This is a genomic window from Pseudomonas sp. B21-032 (assembly GCF_024748965.1).
Classification (GTDB): Bacteria; Pseudomonadota; Gammaproteobacteria; order Pseudomonadales; family Pseudomonadaceae; genus Aquipseudomonas.
The window spans coordinates 1,474,063-1,492,468 of the sequence record NZ_CP087180.1 but is presented as its reverse complement, the minus strand read 5'-3'; the positions used below and the strand labels follow the sequence as shown (position 1 = coordinate 1,492,468).

The following is an 18,406-nucleotide window of genomic DNA, read 5'->3' as shown; positions in this document are numbered from 1 at the left end:
ATGAGCAACCTCTATCAACTGCACGGGCGCACCGCCATCGTCACTGGCGGCTCTTCCGGGATTGGCCTGGCCTGTGTCGAGCAACTGCTTGAAGCCGGTGCGGCAGTGGCCTTTTGTGGTCGCGATCAGGACCGCTTGAACAGCGCCGAAGCCCGCCTGCGCGAACGTTTCCCCGATGCGCGTCTGTTGGCTCAAGCCTGTGATGTGCTGGATGCCGCGTCAGTCAACGCATTCGCTGCCGCCAGCCTGGCCGCCCTCGGCCCGGCCCAGGTGCTGATCAACAACGCCGGTCAAGGCCGGGTCTCGACCTTTGCCGACACCACTGATGAGGCCTGGAGCGAAGAGCTGCAGCTGAAATTCTTCTCGGTGATCTACCCGGTGCGCGCCTTCCTCCCCCAACTGCAAGGCCAGGCCGGCGCTTCGATCGTCTGCGTCAACTCGCTGCTGGCCAGCCAGCCGGAGCCGCACATGGTCGCCACCTCGGCAGCACGTGCGGGCCTTAAGAACCTGGTGCGCTCGATGGCCACCGAGTTCGCCGAACAGGGCATCCGGGTCAACGGCATCCTCATCGGCCTGGTCGAATCCGGCCAGTGGCGCCGGCGCTTCGAGGCCCGCGAAGCGCGCGATCTGGACTGGTCGCAATGGACCGCGCAACTGGCGCAACGCAAACACATTCCCCTGGGTCGCCTGGGCCTGCCCAAAGAAGCAGCCCAAGCGATCCTGTTCCTGGCTTCGCCCCTGTCGGCCTACACCACTGGCAGCCATATCGATGTTTCTGGAGGCCTGTCCCGCCATGCGTAATGAAAACACTGTCACCGTTGGCGCTGCCATCACCGCGTTCCTCGAACAATGCGAGGTCAAGGCCGCCTTCGGCGTGATCTCGATCCACAACATGCCGATCCTCGATGCCTTCGCCGTACGTGGCAACATCCGCTTCGTCATGGCCCGTGGCGAAGCCGGCGCGACCAACATGGCCGATGCCTACGCCCGCACCACCGGTGGCCTGGGCGTGTGCCTGACGTCCACCGGCACCGCTGCCGGCAACGCCGCCGGGGCGCTGGTCGAAGCACTGACCGCCGGCACGCCGCTGCTGCACATCACCGGGCAGATCGAAACGCCGTACCTGGATCAGGACTTCGCCTACATCCACGAAGCCCGCGACCAGTTGACCATGCTCAAGGCGGTGTCCAAGGCGGCCTTTCGCGTGCGCAGTGTCGAGACCGCGCTGAGCACCCTCAAGCTCGCCGTGCAGACCGCCCTGACCGCGCCCACCGGCCCGGTCAGCGTCGAGATCCCGATCGATATCCAGTCGACCTTCATCCCCATGCCGAGCGACCTCTCGCCGCTGCCGATCCCGGTTGCGGTGCCGGCGCCGGAAGCCCTCGACCTGGTCGCCGAACGCCTGGCCAGCGCCACCCGCCCGCTACTGTGGCTCGGCGGCGGTGCCCGCCACGCCGGGGCGCAGGTCAAGCGCCTGCTGGACATGGGCGTTGGCGTGATCACCTCGACCCAGGGTCGCGGCGTAGTCAACGAAGACGACGAGCGTTGCCTCGGCGCCTTCTCGCAGAACAAGCTGGTCGAAGGCTTCCTGCAAAGCTGTGATGCGCTGGTGGTGGCCGGTTCGCGCCTGCGCAGCAACGAGACCTTCAAGTACGCCCTGAAGCTGCCGCGCACCACCCTGCGCATCGATGCCAACCCGGCCATCGAAGGGCGCAGCTACTCCAGCGAGCTGTTCATCTGCGGCGACTCGGCCCTGGCCCTCGATGGCCTGGCCGACCGCCTTGAAGGCCGCCTGAACATCGACCCGAACTTTATCGACGAGCTCAAGGCCGTCCGCTCGCAATCGCGCGCGCAGCTGGTGGCCGACCTCGGCCCGTACTCGGCGATGGTCGAGCAACTGCAGGGGCTGACCGGGCGCAATTTCTCCTGGGTGCGCGACGTGACCCTGTCCAACAGCATCTGGGGCAACCGCCTGCTCAACCTCTACCACCCGCTGGCCGGCGTGCATGCCCTCGGTGGCGGCATCGGCCAAGGGTTGGCCATGGGCATTGGCGCGGCGGTGGCAGCGGCGGAAACCGACCCGCAGCGCAAGGTCTTCGCCCTGGCTGGCGACGGCGGTTTCATCCTCAACCTCGGTGAGCTGGCGACCCTGGTGCAAGAGAAAGCCAATGTGGTGATCCTGCTGATGAACGACCAGCGCTACGGGGTGATCCGCAACATCCAGGACGCCATCTACGGCGCCCGCCACGCCTATGTCGAGCTGCACACCCCGGACTACACCAAGCTGGCCGAATCGATCGGCCTGCGCCATGGCCTGGTCAGCGACCTGAAGGACTTCGGCGCGGTGCTGGACAATGCCCTGAGCCAGGGCGGGCCGTTTTTGCTGGAAGTCGACATGCTCAGCGTCGGCGGCTTTGCCACCCAGTTCGCCGGTCCCCCCAACAGCGAAACCAAAGCCCAGAAAGCCACGGCCTGAGGACTTGCGCATGCTCAATATCACCATGATCGGCTGCGGCGCCATTGGCGTCGCGGTGCTGGAACTGCTGGAGAACGATGCGCAGCTGCGCGTCGAGCATGTGATCGCCTCGGCCGGCTCCGAAGCCCTGGTGCAACAGCGCCTGGCCAGCTTCAAGCGCCCGCCACAGGTGCTCACCGCCCTGCCCGCCGACGCCCGCCCGGATTTGCTGGTGGAATGCGCCGGGCACAAGGCAATCGAGGAGCACGTGCTGCCGGCACTGGAGCGCGGCATCGCCTGCCTGATCGTCTCGGTCGGTGCGCTGTCGGAGCTGGGCCTGGTCGAGCGCCTGGAGGCCGCCGCCGCCCGTGGCAACACCCGCATCGAGCTGCTGCCCGGCGCCATCGGCGGCATCGATGCGCTGTCGGCGGCCAAGGTCGGCGGCCTGGATTCGGTCGACTACACCGGGCGCAAACCGGCCAGGGCCTGGAAGAACACCCCGGCCGAAGAGGTTTGCAACCTGGACGCCATCGACCAGGCCACGGTGATCTTCGAAGGCAGCGCCCGCGAAGCTGCGCGCCTGTACCCGAAGAACGCCAACGTCGCCGCCACCTTGTCGCTGGCAGGGCTGGGCCTGGACCGCACGCGAGTGACACTGATTGCCGACCCGCTCAGCGAAGAGAACGTCCACCACTTCGAAGCCCGTGGTGCCTTCGGCGGTTTCGAGATGAGCCTGCGCGGCAAGCCGCTGCAGGCCAACCCGAAAACCTCGGCGCTGACCGTCTACAGCGTGGTCCGTGCCCTGGGCAACCACGCCCATGCCATTTCCATCTAGGGGAACGTCGATGACGCTGGAACAGACTCTACCTATCTGCATTGCCGGCACCTGGCGCCTGGGCGGCGGTGAGCGCTACGCCACGCGCTACCCGGCCACCGGCGAGCCGGTGGCCTGGCTCAACGCCGCCAGCCTCGAGGATGTCGAAGACGCCGTGCAAGGCGCCCACCAGGCTTTCCTCAACAGCGGCTGGGCCCAGCGCAAGCCGCACGAACGCGCCGCCGTGCTGTACCGCATCGCCGAGCTGATCCGTCAGCGCGGCGAAGAACTGGCGCAATTGCAGCGCCAGGACAACGGCAAGCCGATCAACGAAACCCGCGCCCTGGTGGCCAGCGCCGCCGGTACTTTCCAGTTTTTCGCCGCCGCCTGCGAAACCCTGGAAGAGACCATCACCCCGTCGCGCGGCGACTTCGTCAGCATGAGCGTCTACGAACCCATGGGCGTGGTCGCGGCTATCACCCCGTGGAACTCGCCGATTGCCAGCGAAGCGCAAAAGGTCGCCCCGGCCCTGGCCGCCGGCAATGCGGTGGTGATCAAACCGGCAGAAATCACCCCGCTGCTGGCCCTGCAACTGGCGCAGATCTGCGAAGACGCAGGCTTGCCCAAAGGCCTGGTCAGCGTATTGCCGGGCAAGGGCTCATTGCTCGGTGATGCGCTGACGCAGCACCCGCTGATCAAGCGTGTGTCGTTCACCGGCGGGACCAAGACCGGCAAGCACATCGCCCACATCGCCGCCGACAAGATGATGCCGGTGTCGCTGGAACTGGGCGGCAAGTCGCCGACCATCGTCCTCGACGATGCCGACCTCGATCACGCCGTGGCCGGGGTGCTGTATGGCATTTTCAGTTCATCGGGCGAGGCCTGCATTGCCGGTTCGCGGCTGTTCGTTGCCCGCGCCCTGTACGAGCCGTTCATGCAGCGCCTGGTCGCAGGCGCTGCGCGTTTGCGCCTGGGCGACCCGGCGGACGAAACCACGCAAATGGGCCCGCTGATCAGCGCCGCGCACCGCGAGTCGGTGGAGCGCTACGTGGCCCTGGGCCTGGCCGAAGGTGGCCGCCTGCTGCTCGGTGGCCAACGCCCGACTGGCGGCCTGTTTGATCAGGGCTACTTCTACCCGCCAACCATCCTCGAAGGCCTGCGCAACAGCCAGCAGACCTGCCAGGAAGAAATCTTCGGCCCGGTGCTGGTGGCCCTGCCGTTCGACAGCGAGGCAGAGCTGATCGAGCAGGCCAACGACAGCCTCTACGCCCTCGCCGCCGGCATCTGGAGCCGCGACTACAAGCGCGCCTGGGCCCTGGGCCGCAAGATCCAGGCCGGCACGGTGTGGATCAACACCTACAAGCAGTTCTCCATCGCCACCCCGTTCGGCGGCTGGCGTGACAGCGGCCTGGGTCGTGAAAAAGGCCGCCTGGGGATCCTGCAGTACATGGAACAGAAAAGCCTCTACTGGGGCATGAACGAACAACCACTGGCCTGGGCCGGTGTGGAGGCAAGGCCATGAGCGTATTGGGCATCGATGAAGTCACCTACGGCGTCGAAGACCTCGACATCTGCGTGCGCTTCTTCAGCGACTGGGGCCTGGACAAGGTCAGCGAACAGGCCGACGAGGTGGTCTTCGAAACCCTCAACGGCTGCCGGGTGGTACTGGCCGACATCAACAAGCCCGGCCTGCCAGCGGCCATCGAGCCGGGCTCGACCGTGCGTGAAGTGGTCTGGGGCGTGGAAAGCGAAGCGGACCTCGCCCTGTACAGCCAGCGCATCGCCAACGACCCGGGCTTTGTCGAAGGCAACGGGCGCATCGGCTGCACCGACCCCAACGGCCTGGCGATCCGCCTGCAGGTGACCCGCAAGCGCGCACTGGACATCGAGTGCAGCGGCCACAACACCTGGCAGACCAAGGGCCGGATCAACAAGCCGGCGCCGGTGTATGAGCGCGCCACGCCGATCGAAGTCGGCCACGTGGTGTTCTTCGTCAAGGATGTGAATGCCTGCGAAGCCTTCTACCACGAGCGCTTCGGCTTCCAGGCCTCGGACCGCTATCCCAACCGCGGCGCGTTCCTGCGCACCGCCGAAGAAGGTGGCCACCACGATTTGTTCATGCTCCAGCTGCCGGCCCCCCGCGCCGGTCTGAACCACGTCGCCTTCACCGTGCGCGACCTGCACGAAGTGTTCGGCGGCGGCATGCACATCTCGCGCAGTGGCTGGGCCACCGAGATCGGCCCGGGCCGCCACCCGGTGTCGTCGGCGTTCTTCTGGTACTTCAAGAACCCGGCCGGCGCCCTGGTCGAGTATTACGCCGACGAAGACCAGCTGACCGGCGAATGGCAACCGCGCGAGTTCGAGCCGGGCCCGACGGTGTTTGCCGAATGGGCGATTGCCGGCGGCATCGATGGCAATACCCGGCGCCAGCAGCATGTCGAGGCGCCGCAAGGCAAGTTCCTTACCGACAAACCCAAACCCTGAGCAGGAGTTGTCCATGTCTTCGTTGAACATCGCCATCAACGGTGCCGGCATCGGCGGCCTCACCGCCGCCATCGCCCTGCGCCAGGCCGGTCACCAGGTCACGGTTTTCGAACAGTCCAAGGCGTTTTTGCGGGTCGGTGCCGACATCAACCTCACCCCCAACGCCGTGCGCGCCCTCGATGGCCTCGGCGTCGGCCCGGCCGTGCGCATTCCGGCCGCGCGCCCGACCCACCGCATCAGCCGTATGTGGGACACAGGCGAAGAAACCTCGCGCCTGGAAATGGCCGACGCCGCGCAAAGCCAGTACGGCGCACCGCAATTGACCATTCACCGCGCCGACCTGCTGGCGGCCCTGGCCGATGTGTTCCCGCTGCACAACGTGCAGTTCGCCAAGCGCGCCGAGCAGGTGCTGCAGGATGCCGACGGCGTCGAGCTGCGCTTCAAGGATGGCAGCCGCCATCGCGCCGACCTGCTGATCGGCGCCGACGGCATTCACTCGGTAGTGCGCAATGCCCTGTTCGGTGAAGAGCAGCCGCGCTTTACCGGCGTGGTCGCCTACCGCGCCGTGGTCCCGGCCGAGCGTGTAGCGCATGTACCGAACATCCAGGCCTTCACCAAATGGTGGGGCCCCAACCCGCAGAGCCAGATCGTCACCTTCCCGCTGAACCAGGGCCGCGACATCTTCATCTTCGCCACCACCGCCCAGGACAGCTGGCACCTGGAGTCCTGGACCACTGCTGGCGACGCCGCCGAGCTGCGCAGTCACTACCAGGACTTCCACGCCGACGCCCGGGCGCTGCTCGACGCCTGCGACGAAGTCCTCAAGACCGCGCTGTACGAGCGTGACCCGCTGCCGTACTGGTCCGAGGGCGCGATCACCCTGCTCGGTGACGCCTGCCACCCGATGATGCCGTTCATGGCCCAGGGCGCCGGCCAGGCCATCGAAGACGCGGTGGTGCTGGCCCGTCATCTGCAGGGCGTAAACAGCCCGGCACAGATCGCCAGCGCCCTGCAGGGTTACCAACGGTCGCGCCTGGAGCGCACCAGCCAGATCCAGATCGGTTCACGCGGCAACCAGTGGCTCAAGGCCGGCGGCAATGCCGACTGGGTCTATGGCTACGACGCCTGGACCGTGCCTACCGCCAGCGCCGCCTGAGGCCCAAGCATGAGCGAGACGATGCAACTGACGGTGGTGCTCAAGCACGACCAGTCGAAGAACCTGGAACAGATCCAGGCGCACATGAAGCAGATGGGCTGGTGGGACAGCTTCCCGCCGGCCGGCGTCGAGCTGGTGTCCTGGACCGTGGCCATGGGCCTGGGCCAGATCGTCACCCTGCGCCTGCCGCCGAGCCTGCTCGGCAAGGTCAATGTGGAACTGGAGCGCGCCGCCTGGGGCGTGTTCCGCACCGAATGCTACCCGACGTACGACTTTGTCCCGGTCCGCGAAATGATCCGCGAACGGGTTCGCAATGGAGGTCAATGACATGAGCAACACCCCACGCTACCTGGAGCCCCATCAGGCGCGCAAACGGCCCAACACCCCGTTCGAAGAACTGCTCGGCGATTCCATCGAGCGCGCCTACGGCAACGGCATCACCCAGCTGCCCGAGCTGCTGGCGCACCTGAACCTGGCCGGTCCGCCCTGCCCGTTGACCCGCGGTGAGTGGACCGAAGACTCCTATAAAACCCTGATGGCGCGGCTGGGCGCATGACCCGCCGGAGGTAAAACAAGATGAATATGCAATTCACCGTCGATCCTGTTGAGAACCACCTGGCCAACGGCCTCAAAGACCTCTGGTTTCCCGTATTGCCCTCCGAGCTGCTTGGCGACAAGCCGCTGTCGGTGCGCCGCCTGGGCTACAAGATCGCCCTGTGGCGCGACAACGATGGCAGCGTGCATGCCCTCGAAGACCACTGCCCGCACCGCGGCGCGCCGCTGTCCCAGGGCCCGGTGCTGGGCGACCGCCTGCAGTGCCCGTACCACGGCGTCGAAGTGCGCTGCGACGGCACCGTGACCAAGGTCCCCGGCAGCCCTGGCTGCAAGCTCGAAGGCAGCCGCCCGACGCGCATGTTCCACACCCGCGAGGCGGCCGGGGCGATCTTTTTGTTCAACGCCACCGACCCGCACCTGGACACCCCGCCAGAGCTGGTGCTGCCCGAGCAACTGACCTCGTCCGAGTGGAGCAGCTTCCTCTGCTACACCGAGTGGCAAGGCGACTACCGCTACGTGCTCGACAACGTCATGGACCCGATGCACGGCACCTACCTGCACAAGATGTCGCACTCGATGAGCGAAGGCGAAGCCACCGCCAAGTTCGTCACCCGCGATACCGAACAGGGCTTCTTTTTCGAGAAGGAAGGCCAGCGCGGGGTCAACTTCGACTGGACCGAATTCCTCGACAACGGCTGCCACTGGCTGCGCCTGGAAATCCCCTACCCGAAGACCGGCGGCCCAGGCGGCAACTTCACCATCATCGGCAGCTACACCCCGAGCAGCCGCAGCCTCTCGGCAGTGTTCCACTGGCGCGCGCGGCCACTGACCGGCTGGCAGCGCGACACCTGGCGCTTCCTCTACAAGAACCGCCTGGAAGCCCGCCACTGGGCAGTGCTGGAGCAGGACCGGGTGCTGCTGGAGTTCATGGAGTTCGACGCCAACCAGCGCGAGAACCTCTACCAGCATGACCTCGGTGTGGTGCGCCTGCGCCGCTACCTCAAGGGCAAGGCCAAGGAGCAACTGGCGCTGATCGAAGCGAAGCAACTGTGATGAACCTGCCCGTGCACCGTATCCAGGCACAGGCGGTGACCGAGCTGGCCACTGCCAGCTGGTCCAACGCCCTGCTGCTGGGCAACGAGCTGGTGATGTCCGGCATGACCGGCCATCCCGCCACCCGCCAGGCCGCCGAGGGCGGCGCGCCGCTGGATGCCTACGCGCAGACCCTGGTGGTACTGAACAAGATCCGCGCCCTGGTGGAAGCGGCAGGCGGGCACATCGGCAATCTCTACCGCTTGACGCTGTACCTCACCGACATTGCCGACAAGGATGAAGTCGCTCGCGCCCGCCGCGACTTCTTCCAAGGCTTTGCCTGCTACCCCACCTCCACCCTGGTTCAGGTGAGCGCCCTGGTGTTCCCCGAACTGGTAGTGGAAATCGAAGCCAGCGCCCGGCTCGACATTGACTTGCGCACTGCGCCCTTGAGGTGACCGATGTCCAACTCCTCTACCATCACCGCGCTGGTGCACACCCTGCGCCACGAAGCCGAAGGCATCATCAGCGTCGAACTGCGCCCCTGGGGCGACACCGTGTTCGCGCCGTTCGAAGCCGGCTCGCACATCGACCTGCACCTGCCCAATGGCCTGGTGCGCAGCTACTCACTGCTCAACTCGCCGAGCGACCAGGGCCGTTATGTAGTCGGCATCCTGCGTGATCGCAACAGCCGCGGCGGCTCGGCGTTCGTCCATGAGCAACTGCGGGTTGGCACGCAACTGCACATCTCGCAACCGCGCAACAACTTCGCCCTCGACCCGCACGCCAGCCACAACGTGCTGGTGGCCGGCGGCATCGGCATCACGCCGATCTACTGCATGTTTCGCCAGTTGCTGGCGCTGGGCAAATCCGCCGAGCTGATCTACTGCGCCCGCTCGCGCAAGGAAGCGGCGCTGCTGGAAGAGCTCAGCGGGGTCGATGCCAAGGTGCTCTACCACTTCAACGACGAGAAGAACGCGGCACCCGACCTGGCCCATTACCTGGCCGGGCAGCCCAGCGATTCGCACTTCTACTGCTGCGGCCCGACGCCGATGCTCGATGCCTTCGAGAGCACCTGCGAAAGCCTCGGTTACCCTCATGCGCATATCGAACGCTTCACCGCCGCCGAACTGCCGCCCTCGGAAGATGCTCAGGACAGCTACAGCGTCGAGCTGAAAAAGTCCGGCAAGACCCTGAATGTCGAGCCTGGGCTGAACCTGCTCGACGTGCTGCTCGAAGCCGGCTGCGATATCGAGTACAGCTGCCGCGAAGGGGTGTGCGGCTCGTGCGAAACCCGGGTGCTGGAAGGTGACATCGACCACCGCGATGGCGTGCTGACCAAGGCCGAACGGGCGGCGAACACATCGATGATGGTCTGTGTCTCGGGCTGCAAGAGCCGGCGCATGGTGCTTGATCTGTAACTGTTGCAACACGCGCAATTGGCCGGCACCGGGTGTGCCGGCTTTTTTTTGCGCGGCTTTCGCAGGTCCGGCGGCCCCAAAACAGTCAATTACTTATTCATTGATAAAACAACCCACGCACTGTCAACGCGCGCTGTGCAGTTAAACCGCACTGCCATTGCCCACCCCTGTTACTTAAACACCACGCTGTTTCACCCACGGCACGAATTAAGGCGTTTCAGATATAAATAATTGTTTTACATCATATTTATTAAAACAACAGTCACTCATCAGCACTGGCACAGTTCCTGCTCTTTCCCTCTCGAATATAAATAAAAACAATGTGCCACCTATAAAACAATAACAAACCCACCGATGCGCCACCGCTGACTTTCGCTTAACGCCTGATTCCAGGCGGCGGACAGCTGTTGCCCAGAGATACTGCTCAACCTTGCGGGGCATTGATATGAACAAGTACGTGATAAGCCTGGGCCTGATCCTTGGCAGCGCCACCAGTTTCGCTTCCGAGCCCGGCCCGGCGGCGCCGGACCAGCCGCCAGCGCTGAAAAAGCCCTTCCCGCACATTGCCTGGCGCAGTGACGACGGCCAGAGTTCGCTGGATATTGGCGGCGCACTGCGGGTCAACTACCGCGATGAGCACTGGGATACCACCGAAAACAACGGGCGCTTTCTCTTCGACACCTTCCGCCTGGATGTCCAGGCCACCCACAAACAACTGTTCAGCGACATCGGCTACTGGTTCCAGGACGACGGCAAACGCTCGATCGACCGCGGCTACGTCGGTTATCGCTTCAATGCCAATTCCAACGTGCAACTGGGCGCACCGTTCAAACCCTTTGGCCTTGAGCCCTACCCGCAGTTCGGCTGGAGTTACCACATCCCGTTTTTCATGGGCTATGGCGTCAGCGCCGGCAGCGGCCTGAAGTACAGCTACAAGGACAAGGACTGGGACCTGCAACTGGGCTACTTCCCGCGCATGCTGCCCAGCGGCATCCGCTACTCGCCAGAAGTCGGCCGTTACAGCGATCTTGACGACAACGCCGTGGCCTTCACCCAGTCACGCCAGGACAACGAGAAGCGCAACCAGGTCAACGCCCGGGTGGCCAGGACCTTCAGCGGTGACGGCTGGAAAACCGAAATCGGCGCCTCGCTGGCCGCAGCCGAGCTGTACAACGCCACCACCCGTGACGATGGCGACTACTGGGCCGGCGGCGTGCATGCGATCGTCAACGCCGGCAACTGGACGGTTACCAGCCAGGCGATTCGCTACGAATACGATCCGAAGAACCCCGACGGCGTCAGCAACGACTCGGTGCTGATGGGCGGCAACGGCCTGACCCCGGCCTACCTGATCGCCTCCAAGGCCACCATCGGCTCGATCAACGTCGGCTACGACATCTTCACCCCGGGCCTTGGCCAGTTGAAGAAGATCAAGGTCTACAACGACTACAGCCGCATGATGAAAGACAAAAGCGGCTGGGATGACTCGCAGATGTTTACCGTCGGCGCGCAGTTTTTGGCCATGCCGATCATGGCCTGGGTCGACTTCACCTGGGCGAAGAACGCCAACCCCTTTGGCGGCGCCGAGAACGGCACGGGCTGGACCAGCACCAACTCGGTCGGCAGCAACGACTGGTACTACCGCACCAACATCAACATCGGCTACTACTTCTGAGGGCAAACCGCCCGGCGCACTGCCGGGCGGTCCGTACGGTCAGTCAGCCTGCAGTTGCGCCTGCGTGGCTGCGGGCTTGCGGAACACGAACAGCAGGCCGATGACGATCAGCCCCATGCCCAACAGGCTGAGCGCCGCCAGGCGGTTGCCGAAGATCAGGTAGTCCATGACCGCCGTCACTGCGGGCACCAGGTAGAACAGGCTGGTGACATTGACCAGGTTGCCCTTGGCGATCAGCCGGTACAGCAGCAAGGTCGCCAGCAGCGACACCACCAGGCCCATCCACAGCAAGGCGCCGATGAAACTGTCGGTCAGTTCCACGTGCAGCGGCTGGAACGGCGCAAACACCGCGCACATCATCAGCCCGGCAATGTACTGCAACGGCAGGGTGCCCATGGGGTTGCTGGTGATGCGCTTTTGCATGATCGAACCGCAGGTCATGCTCATCAGCGCCAGCAAGGCAAACAGCATCCCGGCCAGCGACACGCCACCGAGGTTGATGCCCTGGTAAACCACCATGATCAACCCGCTCAAGCCCAGGCCCAGGCCGAACAACCGGCTCCAGGAGCGCTGGCGCTCCATCAGTACCACGGTGAGGATCGGTTGCACGCCCATGACCGTGGCCATCACCCCGGGGGTAACGTGGGTGTTGAGCGCCAGCAGGTAGAAGATCTGGTAGGCGCCGAGCAGCACGCAACCGGTGGCCAGGGCTTGCAGCAACGCCGGGCGGCTGCGCGGCCAGTGCAGTTTGAGCAACGGGCTGAGCAACAGCAGGCCGGCCAGGGCCAGGGCCGAACGCAGCAGCAGGAAGGCAAACGGGCTGGCGTGGGCCAGGCCGAGCTTGGAGACGATCGCCCCGCTACTCCAGAGCAGGACGAACAGGCTGGTAGTGGCCGCCGAGGCCATAGATTGTTTCGATAGAACAGACATGAATGCCACCTGTAATTCGGGCAGATAAGCCGAACGGCGCTACCCGCGAGGGGCAGCCAACCGTATTCAGTAGGGTGCAGGTGTGTGGGAGCGCAGCGATTGGCCGCTTAGCCCAGCACTACCACCGCTGGCGGTGCAACGATGCACACGACCACGCTACTGACAGGTGGTGGGTAGTGACTGATCATGGCCGGCTGCTGGCTCGCGCGCACAACGACAACCGCGTCAGGCGCGGTGGCGAATACGGTGGCTGGGCAGGAAGCTGGCATGAGCAGGTCTTCGGTGAGGGTGAAGTGGGTCTGACTATAGCGGTGAGTTTATCGCGGGGCAAGTCGGGTCGCCGCTCCCACCGGTAGGAGCGGCGGTGCGGCGACCCGACTTGCCCCGCGATGCTGTTTCAGAACAACCAGCGGTACAACAGGTAGGCCACCAGCACCGCCAGCACCGGACGCAACACCCGGTAGGCCTTGGGATTGGCACGCTTGAACTGCTTCACGCGGCTGCTGATGACATTGCTGAAGCGCTTGCTCCAGGCATAGGCCTGGTTGATCCCGCCCACGCGCTCGTCGTCGGTGTTCTGCGGCGCGGTGGCGCGGCCGAGGAAGGCACTGACCTTGCGGTTGATGCGGGTCATCAGCGGGCTGTTGAGCGGGCGCTCGACGTCGCAGAAGAGGATCACCCGGGTGGTCTCGGTTTCGTTCTTGACCCAGTGCACGTAGGTCTCGTCGAACATCACGTCTTCACCGTCGCGCCAGGCGTACACCTGGCCATCGACGTAGATCCGGCAGTCGTCGGAGTTGGGCGTCGACAGGCCCAGGTGATAGCGCAGGGAACCGGCGAACGGGTCGCGGTGCGGGTTCAGGTGGCTGCCACCGGGCAGCAGGGCGAACATCGCGCCCTTGACGTTGGGGATGCTGTTGACCAGCGCGACGGTCTTCGGGCACAGCGTCTCGGCCGAAGGCAGCGGCTTGTCGTACCACTTCAGGTAAAAACGCTTCCAGCCCTTCTTGAAGAACGAACCGAAGCCGGCGTCGTTGTCTTTCTCGGCGGCGCGGATGTAACCCTCGTCGAACAGGTGCATGGCCTCTTCGCGGATCACTTCCCAGTTGTCCTTGAGCACATCGAGCTCGGGGAAACGGCTGCGGTCCAGGTACGGCTTGGACGGCACACCGGAAAACAGGTACATCAGGGCATTATAAGGGGCGAACAGCGCCGAATGGTTGACGAACTGGCGCAACATTGGCAAACGCGCCTTGCCGCGCAGGTGCACATACAGTGTGCTGCCGAAGAACAGCAGCAGTACACCTGCCTTGGCGACAAAGGAAAAGGTCATGCAACACTCCTTGGAATTTCGATCAGGCCATCGCTGCCGGATTAATCGAACATATTAACCGATCCAGCCCTGCTGAAAACCTGCAGGGCCGGGATTCAGTGTTAAGGATTGTGCAACAAACAGCGGCGCCGGTTATTGCCCGGGATCAGCGCCGCGGCGACTTACTGCTGGTTTTCCTGCTCGGTGAACAGGTCGGCAAACAGCATGCTCGACAGGTAGCGCTCGCCCGAGTCTGGCAGGATCACGACGATGGTCTTGCCCTGCATTTCCGGTTTTTCCGCCAGGCGCACCGCCGCGGCCATGGCCGCCCCGGAGGAAATCCCGCAGAGGATGCCCTCCTCCTGCATCAGGCGCAGGGCCATGGCCTTGGACTCCTCGTCGCTGACCAGCTCGACCTGGTCGACCATCGACAGGTCAAGGTTCTTCGGCACGAAACCGGCGCCAATGCCCTGGATCTTGTGCGGGCTGGGCTTGATCTCTTCACCGGCACGGGCCTGGGTGATCACCGGCGAGCCGAGCGGCTCGACCGCCACCGACAGGATGGCCTTGCCCTGGGTCTGTTTGATGTAGCGCGACACCCCGGTAATGGTGCCGCCGGTGCCGACGCCCGCCACCAGCACATCGACCGCACCGTCGGTGTCGTTCCAGATCTCCGGGCCGGTGGTCTTTTCATGGATCGCCGGGTTGGCCGGGTTCTCGAACTGGCCGGGCAAAAAGTACGCCGACGGGTCGCTGGCGACAATTTCGCTGGCCTTTTCGATCGCGCCTTTCATGCCCTTGGCCGGCTCCGTGAGCACAAGCTCGGCGCCCAGGGCCTTGAGCACCTTGCGCCGTTCGATGCTCATCGACGCCGGCATGGTCAGCAGCAACTTGTAGCCACGGGCGGCAGCGACAAAGGCCAGGCCGATGCCGGTGTTGCCCGAGGTCGGCTCGACGATGGTCATGCCCGGCTTGAGTTTGCCGCTGCTTTCGGCGTCCCAGATCATGTTCGCGCCGATCCGGCACTTGACCGAATAACCGGGGTTGCGCCCCTCGATCTTGGCCAGCACGGTGACGCCGCGGGGGGCGATGCGGTTGATCTGCACCAGCGGCGTATTGCCGATGGAATGCGCGTTGTCAGCAAAGATACGGCTCATGGCAGGGGTCCTTTTATGCACCGGGCGGAAAACTTCAAGGGTAAGCCTGCAGCGCCAGTGCGTCCACAACCGGCGAACCCCTGAGGCTGACAGGGGTCAACCGATCACTACCTTGCCGGGAACCGCCGCCGATGAAACGCCGCTATCGCTGGCCCTTGTGGGGGCTGCTGGGTATCACATTGTTACTATTGGCCTTGCACCTGACCCTGCCGCTGCTGGTGCGCAACTACCTCAACGACAAGCTGGCCGACATGGGCGACTACCGCGGACAGGTCACCGATGTCGACCTGGCGTTGTGGCGCGGCGCCTACAAGATCAACGGCCTGAACATCGTCAAGACCAGTGGCAAGGTGCCGGTGCCCCTGCTTGAAGCGCCATTGATCGACCTCTCGGTCAGCTGGCATTCGCTGTGGCACGACCAGGCGGTGGTCGCCGAGGTGACCTTCCTCAAGCCGCAGCTGAACTTCGTCGACGGCGCCAGCAAGCAGAGTTCACAGACCGGCCAGGGCACCGACTGGCGCCAACAGCTGGAAAAACTGCTGCCGATCACCCTCAACGAAGTGCGCATCGAAGACGGCACCTTGAGTTTTCGCAACTTCAACTCCAGGCCGCCGGTCAACCTCAAGGCCACCCAGCTCGATGCCAGCATCCGCAACCTGACCAACGTCGAGGACCGCAAGGGCCGCCGCGATGCCACGTTCGACGCCAAGGCCCGCCTGCTGGGCGATGCCAGTGTCGAAAGCAGCGCCACCTTCGACCCGTTCAGCGACTTCGACGACTTCAAGTTCCGCCTGCGCGCCACCGGCATCGAGCTGCGCCGGCTCAATGACTTCGCCAGCGCCTATGGCAAGTTCGACTTCAATGCCGGCCACGGCGACCTGGTGATCGAGGCGCAAGCGCAAAACGGCCGGCTCACCGGCTACATCAAACCGCTGCTGCGTGACGTCGATGTGTTCAACTGGCAGCAGGACGTTCAGAACCAGGACAAGGGCTTTTTCCGCTCGATCTGGGAAGCACTGGTCGGCGGCAGCGAAACCGTGCTGAAGAACCAGGGCAAGAACCAGTTCGCCACCCGCGTGGAACTCAGCGGCAGCGTGCATAAAAGCGATATCAGTGCCTTCGAGGCGTTTTTGCAAATATTGCGCAACGGCTTTGTCCAGGCCTTCAACGCCCGTTATGAGCAAACGCCGCCCAAGGCTGACTGAGTCACCGAGTGACGGTCCATTCAGAGACTGAATGGGCCGTCTGCGTTCCCACTCGCCCGGAGCCCGCGTTATAGTCGTGCATGACAATTTTTCCGCCAGGGGCCAAGTACCCCCGGCGCTACGTTAGAGGATCGGTTCATGAAGTTCGAAGGCACCAGCGCTTATGTCGCTACAGACGACCTGAAACTGGCGGTCAACGCGGCGATCACCCTGGAGCGACCGCTGCTGGTCAAGGGCGAGCCGGGCACCGGCAAGACCATGCTCGCCGAACAGCTGGCCGAATCCTTTGGCGCCAAGCTGATCACCTGGCACATCAAGTCGACCACCAAGGCCCACCAGGGCCTCTACGAGTACGACGCGGTCAGCCGCCTGCGTGACTCGCAACTGGGCGTCGACAAGGTCCACGACGTGCGCAACTACCTGAAGAAAGGCAAGCTCTGGGAAGCCTTCGAGTCCGAAGAGCGGGTCATTCTGCTGATCGACGAAATCGACAAGGCCGACATCGAGTTCCCCAACGACCTGTTGCAGGAACTCGACAAAATGGAGTTCTACGTTTACGAGACCGACGAGACGATCAAGGCCAAGCAGCGCCCGATCATCATCATTACCTCGAACAACGAAAAGGAACTGCCCGACGCCTTCTTGCGCCGCTGCTTCTTCCACTACATTGCCTTCCCTGACCGCACCACCCTGCAGCAGATCGTCGATGTGCACTACCCGAACATCAAGAAGGACCTGGTCAGCGAAGCGCTGGACGTGTTCTTCGACGTGCGCAAAGTGCCGGGCCTGAAGAAAAAACCGTCGACCTCCGAGCTGGTCGACTGGCTCAAGCTGCTGATGGCCGACAACATCGGCGAAGCGGTGCTGCGCGAACGTGATCCGACCAAGGCCATCCCGCCGCTGGCCGGGGCCCTGGTCAAGAACGAACAGGACGTGCAGTTGCTCGAGCGCCTGGCCTTCATGAGCCGTCGCGGTAACCGCTGAGCCGGGAGCAATAGCCATGCTGCTCAATCTGTTCAATGAAATGCGCGCGGCCAAGGTGCCGGTGTCGGTACGCGAGCTGCTTGATTTGCTCAATGCCCTCAAGCAGCGCGTGACCTTTGCCGACATGGACGAGTTCTACTACTTGTCGCGGGCCATCCTGGTCAAGGACGAGCGTCATTTCGACAAGTTCGACCGGGCGTTCTCGGCCTACTTCAAGGGCCTTGAGAACCTCAACCAGCACCTGGAAGCCTTGATTCCCGAAGACTGGCTGCGCAAGGAGTTCGAACGCTCGCTGAGCGACGAGGAACGCGCGCAGATCCAGTCCCTGGGCGGCCTCGACAAGCTCATCGAAGAGTTCAAGAAGCGCCTCGAAGAGCAAAAGGAACGCCATGCCGGCGGCAACAAGTGGATCGGCACCGGCGGCACCAGCCCGTTCGGCTCGGGCGGTTTCAACCCCGAGGGCATCCGCGTCGGCGATGCCGGCAAGCGCCAGGGCAAGGCGGTCAAGGTCTGGGACCAGCGCGAGTACAAGAACCTCGACGACCAGGTCGAACTGGGCACGCGCAACATCAAGCTGGCCCTGCGCCGGCTGCGCAAGTTCGCCCGCCAGGGCGCGGCCGAAGAGCTGGACATCGACGGCACCATCGACCACACCGCCCGCGATGCCGGCCTGCTCAACATCCAGATGCGCCCGGAGCGGCGCAACAGCGTCAAGTTGCTGCTGCTGTTCGACATCGGCGGCTCGATGGATGCCCACGTGAAGATCTGCGAAGAGCTGTTCTCGGCCTGCAAGACCGAGTTCAAGCACCTGGAGTACTACTACTTCCACAACTTCGTCTACGAGTCGGTGTGGAAGAACAACCTGCGCCGCACCTCCGAGCGCACCTCGACCCTGGATTTGCTGCACAAGTACGGCGCCGACTACAAGGTGGTGTTCGTCGGTGACGCGGCCATGGCGCCCTACGAGATCACCCAGCCCGGTGGCAGCGTCGAGCACTGGAACGAGGAAGCCGGCTACGTGTGGATGCAGCGCTTCATGGAGAAGTACAAGAAGCTTATCTGGATCAACCCCTACCCCAAGGACACCTGGGGCTACACCGCCTCGACCAACATCGTGCGCGAGCTGGTCGAAGACCGCATGTTCCCGCTGACCTTGCGCGGGCTGGAAGAAGGCATGCGGTTTTTGTCCAAGTAGAGCATCGCGGGTCAAGCCCGCTCCTACCCCC

At 64.1% G+C, this 18,406-nt stretch carries 19 protein-coding genes; 15 read left to right on the top strand and 4 right to left on the bottom strand.

Annotation, left to right across the window (positions count from 1 at the left end; translation table 11 throughout):
• The 12 genes from LOY54_RS06870 (at position 1) to LOY54_RS06815 (ending at position 11,592) form a co-directional block, all read left to right on the top strand.
• Positions 1-801 carry an SDR family oxidoreductase gene (locus LOY54_RS06870; protein ID WP_258609990.1) on the top strand — a complete coding sequence of 267 codons (801 nt, stop codon included), beginning with the start codon at positions 1-3 and terminating at the stop codon, positions 799-801.
• Entirely contained in the window at positions 794-2,476 is a 1,683-nt protein-coding gene (locus tag LOY54_RS06865; protein ID WP_258609988.1) for a thiamine pyrophosphate-binding protein, read from the top strand. Before LOY54_RS06870 ends, LOY54_RS06865 begins: the two co-directional genes overlap by 8 nt.
• Before the next feature lie 10 nt (positions 2,477-2,486).
• Positions 2,487-3,290 (top strand): aspartate dehydrogenase, encoded by an 804-nt coding sequence (locus tag LOY54_RS06860; protein ID WP_045193450.1) that lies wholly within the window; start codon positions 2,487-2,489, stop codon positions 3,288-3,290.
• Between the two features lie 10 nt (positions 3,291-3,300).
• Complete coding sequence (locus tag LOY54_RS06855) at positions 3,301-4,791, top strand: aldehyde dehydrogenase (protein WP_195885900.1); 1,491 nt, start codon at positions 3,301-3,303, stop codon at positions 4,789-4,791.
• Positions 4,788-5,753, top strand: coding sequence for a VOC family protein (locus LOY54_RS06850; protein ID WP_258609986.1), 966 nt, complete (start codon positions 4,788-4,790; stop codon positions 5,751-5,753). Before LOY54_RS06855 ends, LOY54_RS06850 begins: the two co-directional genes overlap by 4 nt.
• A 13-nt stretch (positions 5,754-5,766) precedes the next feature.
• Positions 5,767-6,909 carry an FAD-dependent monooxygenase gene (locus LOY54_RS06845; RefSeq protein ID WP_195885898.1) on the top strand — a complete coding sequence of 381 codons (1,143 nt, stop codon included), beginning with the start codon at positions 5,767-5,769 and terminating at the stop codon, positions 6,907-6,909.
• Positions 6,910-6,918: 9 nt separating this feature from the next.
• On the top strand, positions 6,919-7,236 hold the full coding sequence (locus LOY54_RS06840) for a hypothetical protein (RefSeq protein ID WP_258609984.1): 318 nt from the start codon (positions 6,919-6,921) through the stop codon (positions 7,234-7,236).
• Between the two features lies 1 nt (position 7,237).
• Positions 7,238-7,465, top strand: coding sequence for a recombinase-like helix-turn-helix domain-containing protein (locus tag LOY54_RS06835; RefSeq protein WP_045193456.1), 228 nt, complete (start codon positions 7,238-7,240; stop codon positions 7,463-7,465).
• A gap of 20 nt (positions 7,466-7,485) precedes the next feature.
• Positions 7,486-8,517: an aromatic ring-hydroxylating dioxygenase subunit alpha gene (locus LOY54_RS06830; protein ID WP_258609982.1), complete on the top strand. Its 1,032-nt coding sequence runs from the start codon at positions 7,486-7,488 to the stop codon at positions 8,515-8,517.
• The gene (locus LOY54_RS06825; protein ID WP_258609980.1) at positions 8,517-8,954 is read left to right on the top strand and encodes a Rid family hydrolase; all 438 of its coding nucleotides are present in this window, start codon (positions 8,517-8,519) and stop codon (positions 8,952-8,954) included. The genes LOY54_RS06830 and LOY54_RS06825 overlap by 1 nt, the downstream gene beginning before the upstream one ends.
• Before the next feature lie 3 nt (positions 8,955-8,957).
• Complete coding sequence (locus LOY54_RS06820) at positions 8,958-9,917, top strand: PDR/VanB family oxidoreductase (RefSeq protein ID WP_258609979.1); 960 nt, start codon at positions 8,958-8,960, stop codon at positions 9,915-9,917.
• A gap of 445 nt (positions 9,918-10,362) precedes the next feature.
• On the top strand, positions 10,363-11,592 hold the full coding sequence (locus LOY54_RS06815; RefSeq protein WP_213602130.1) for a hypothetical protein: 1,230 nt from the start codon (positions 10,363-10,365) through the stop codon (positions 11,590-11,592).
• A 39-nt stretch (positions 11,593-11,631) separates the two neighbouring features.
• Here LOY54_RS06815 and LOY54_RS06810 read toward each other — a convergent pair whose 3' ends face one another.
• From LOY54_RS06810 to cysK, 4 genes are all read right to left on the bottom strand, one after another.
• A complete protein-coding gene (locus LOY54_RS06810; RefSeq protein ID WP_258609977.1) occupies positions 11,632-12,522 on the bottom strand; it encodes a DMT family transporter in 891 nt (296 codons plus the stop codon).
• 107 nt (positions 12,523-12,629) lie between these two features.
• Entirely contained in the window at positions 12,630-12,791 is a 162-nt protein-coding gene (locus LOY54_RS06805) for a hypothetical protein (protein WP_176794290.1), read from the bottom strand.
• 128 nt (positions 12,792-12,919) lie between these two features.
• A complete protein-coding gene (locus LOY54_RS06800) occupies positions 12,920-13,855 on the bottom strand; it encodes an aspartyl/asparaginyl beta-hydroxylase domain-containing protein (protein WP_045193463.1) in 936 nt (311 codons plus the stop codon).
• Between the two features lie 161 nt (positions 13,856-14,016).
• Positions 14,017-14,991 (bottom strand): cysteine synthase A, encoded by a 975-nt coding sequence (gene cysK, locus LOY54_RS06795; protein WP_045193464.1) that lies wholly within the window; start codon positions 14,989-14,991, stop codon positions 14,017-14,019.
• Positions 14,992-15,122: 131 nt separating this feature from the next.
• Between cysK and LOY54_RS06790 the strand changes: the two genes are divergently transcribed.
• From LOY54_RS06790 to LOY54_RS06780, 3 genes are all read left to right on the top strand, one after another.
• Positions 15,123-16,196 carry a DUF748 domain-containing protein gene (locus LOY54_RS06790; RefSeq protein ID WP_213602132.1) on the top strand — a complete coding sequence of 358 codons (1,074 nt, stop codon included), beginning with the start codon at positions 15,123-15,125 and terminating at the stop codon, positions 16,194-16,196.
• Between the two features lie 138 nt (positions 16,197-16,334).
• Positions 16,335-17,180, top strand: coding sequence for a MoxR family ATPase (locus tag LOY54_RS06785; protein ID WP_038996581.1), 846 nt, complete (start codon positions 16,335-16,337; stop codon positions 17,178-17,180).
• Between the two features lie 16 nt (positions 17,181-17,196).
• On the top strand, positions 17,197-18,375 hold the full coding sequence (locus LOY54_RS06780) for a VWA domain-containing protein (RefSeq protein ID WP_045193466.1): 1,179 nt from the start codon (positions 17,197-17,199) through the stop codon (positions 18,373-18,375).
• Positions 18,376-18,406: the final 31 nt, after the last annotated feature.

Bases quoted from the DNA above. Each gene is read 5' to 3' on its own strand.
- LOY54_RS06870 (WP_258609990.1), top strand. From the start codon at position 1: ATGAGCAACCTCTATCAACTGCACGGGCGCACCGCCATCGTCACTGGC.
- LOY54_RS06865 (WP_258609988.1), top strand. From the start codon at position 794: ATGCGTAATGAAAACACTGTCACCGTTGGCGCTGCCATCACCGCGTTC.
- LOY54_RS06860 (WP_045193450.1), top strand. From the start codon at position 2,487: ATGCTCAATATCACCATGATCGGCTGCGGCGCCATTGGCGTCGCGGTG.
- LOY54_RS06855 (WP_195885900.1), top strand. From the start codon at position 3,301: ATGACGCTGGAACAGACTCTACCTATCTGCATTGCCGGCACCTGGCGC.
- LOY54_RS06850 (WP_258609986.1), top strand. From the start codon at position 4,788: ATGAGCGTATTGGGCATCGATGAAGTCACCTACGGCGTCGAAGACCTC.
- LOY54_RS06845 (WP_195885898.1), top strand. From the start codon at position 5,767: ATGTCTTCGTTGAACATCGCCATCAACGGTGCCGGCATCGGCGGCCTC.
- LOY54_RS06840 (WP_258609984.1), top strand. From the start codon at position 6,919: ATGAGCGAGACGATGCAACTGACGGTGGTGCTCAAGCACGACCAGTCG.
- LOY54_RS06835 (WP_045193456.1), top strand. From the start codon at position 7,238: ATGAGCAACACCCCACGCTACCTGGAGCCCCATCAGGCGCGCAAACGG.
- LOY54_RS06830 (WP_258609982.1), top strand. From the start codon at position 7,486: ATGAATATGCAATTCACCGTCGATCCTGTTGAGAACCACCTGGCCAAC.
- LOY54_RS06825 (WP_258609980.1), top strand. From the start codon at position 8,517: ATGAACCTGCCCGTGCACCGTATCCAGGCACAGGCGGTGACCGAGCTG.
- LOY54_RS06820 (WP_258609979.1), top strand. From the start codon at position 8,958: ATGTCCAACTCCTCTACCATCACCGCGCTGGTGCACACCCTGCGCCAC.
- LOY54_RS06815 (WP_213602130.1), top strand. From the start codon at position 10,363: ATGAACAAGTACGTGATAAGCCTGGGCCTGATCCTTGGCAGCGCCACC.
- LOY54_RS06810 (WP_258609977.1), bottom strand. From the start codon at position 12,522: ATGTCTGTTCTATCGAAACAATCTATGGCCTCGGCGGCCACTACCAGC.
- LOY54_RS06805 (WP_176794290.1), bottom strand. From the start codon at position 12,791: ATGCCAGCTTCCTGCCCAGCCACCGTATTCGCCACCGCGCCTGACGCG.
- LOY54_RS06800 (WP_045193463.1), bottom strand. From the start codon at position 13,855: ATGACCTTTTCCTTTGTCGCCAAGGCAGGTGTACTGCTGCTGTTCTTC.
- cysK (WP_045193464.1), bottom strand. From the start codon at position 14,991: ATGAGCCGTATCTTTGCTGACAACGCGCATTCCATCGGCAATACGCCG.
- LOY54_RS06790 (WP_213602132.1), top strand. From the start codon at position 15,123: ATGAAACGCCGCTATCGCTGGCCCTTGTGGGGGCTGCTGGGTATCACA.
- LOY54_RS06785 (WP_038996581.1), top strand. From the start codon at position 16,335: ATGAAGTTCGAAGGCACCAGCGCTTATGTCGCTACAGACGACCTGAAA.
- LOY54_RS06780 (WP_045193466.1), top strand. From the start codon at position 17,197: ATGCTGCTCAATCTGTTCAATGAAATGCGCGCGGCCAAGGTGCCGGTG.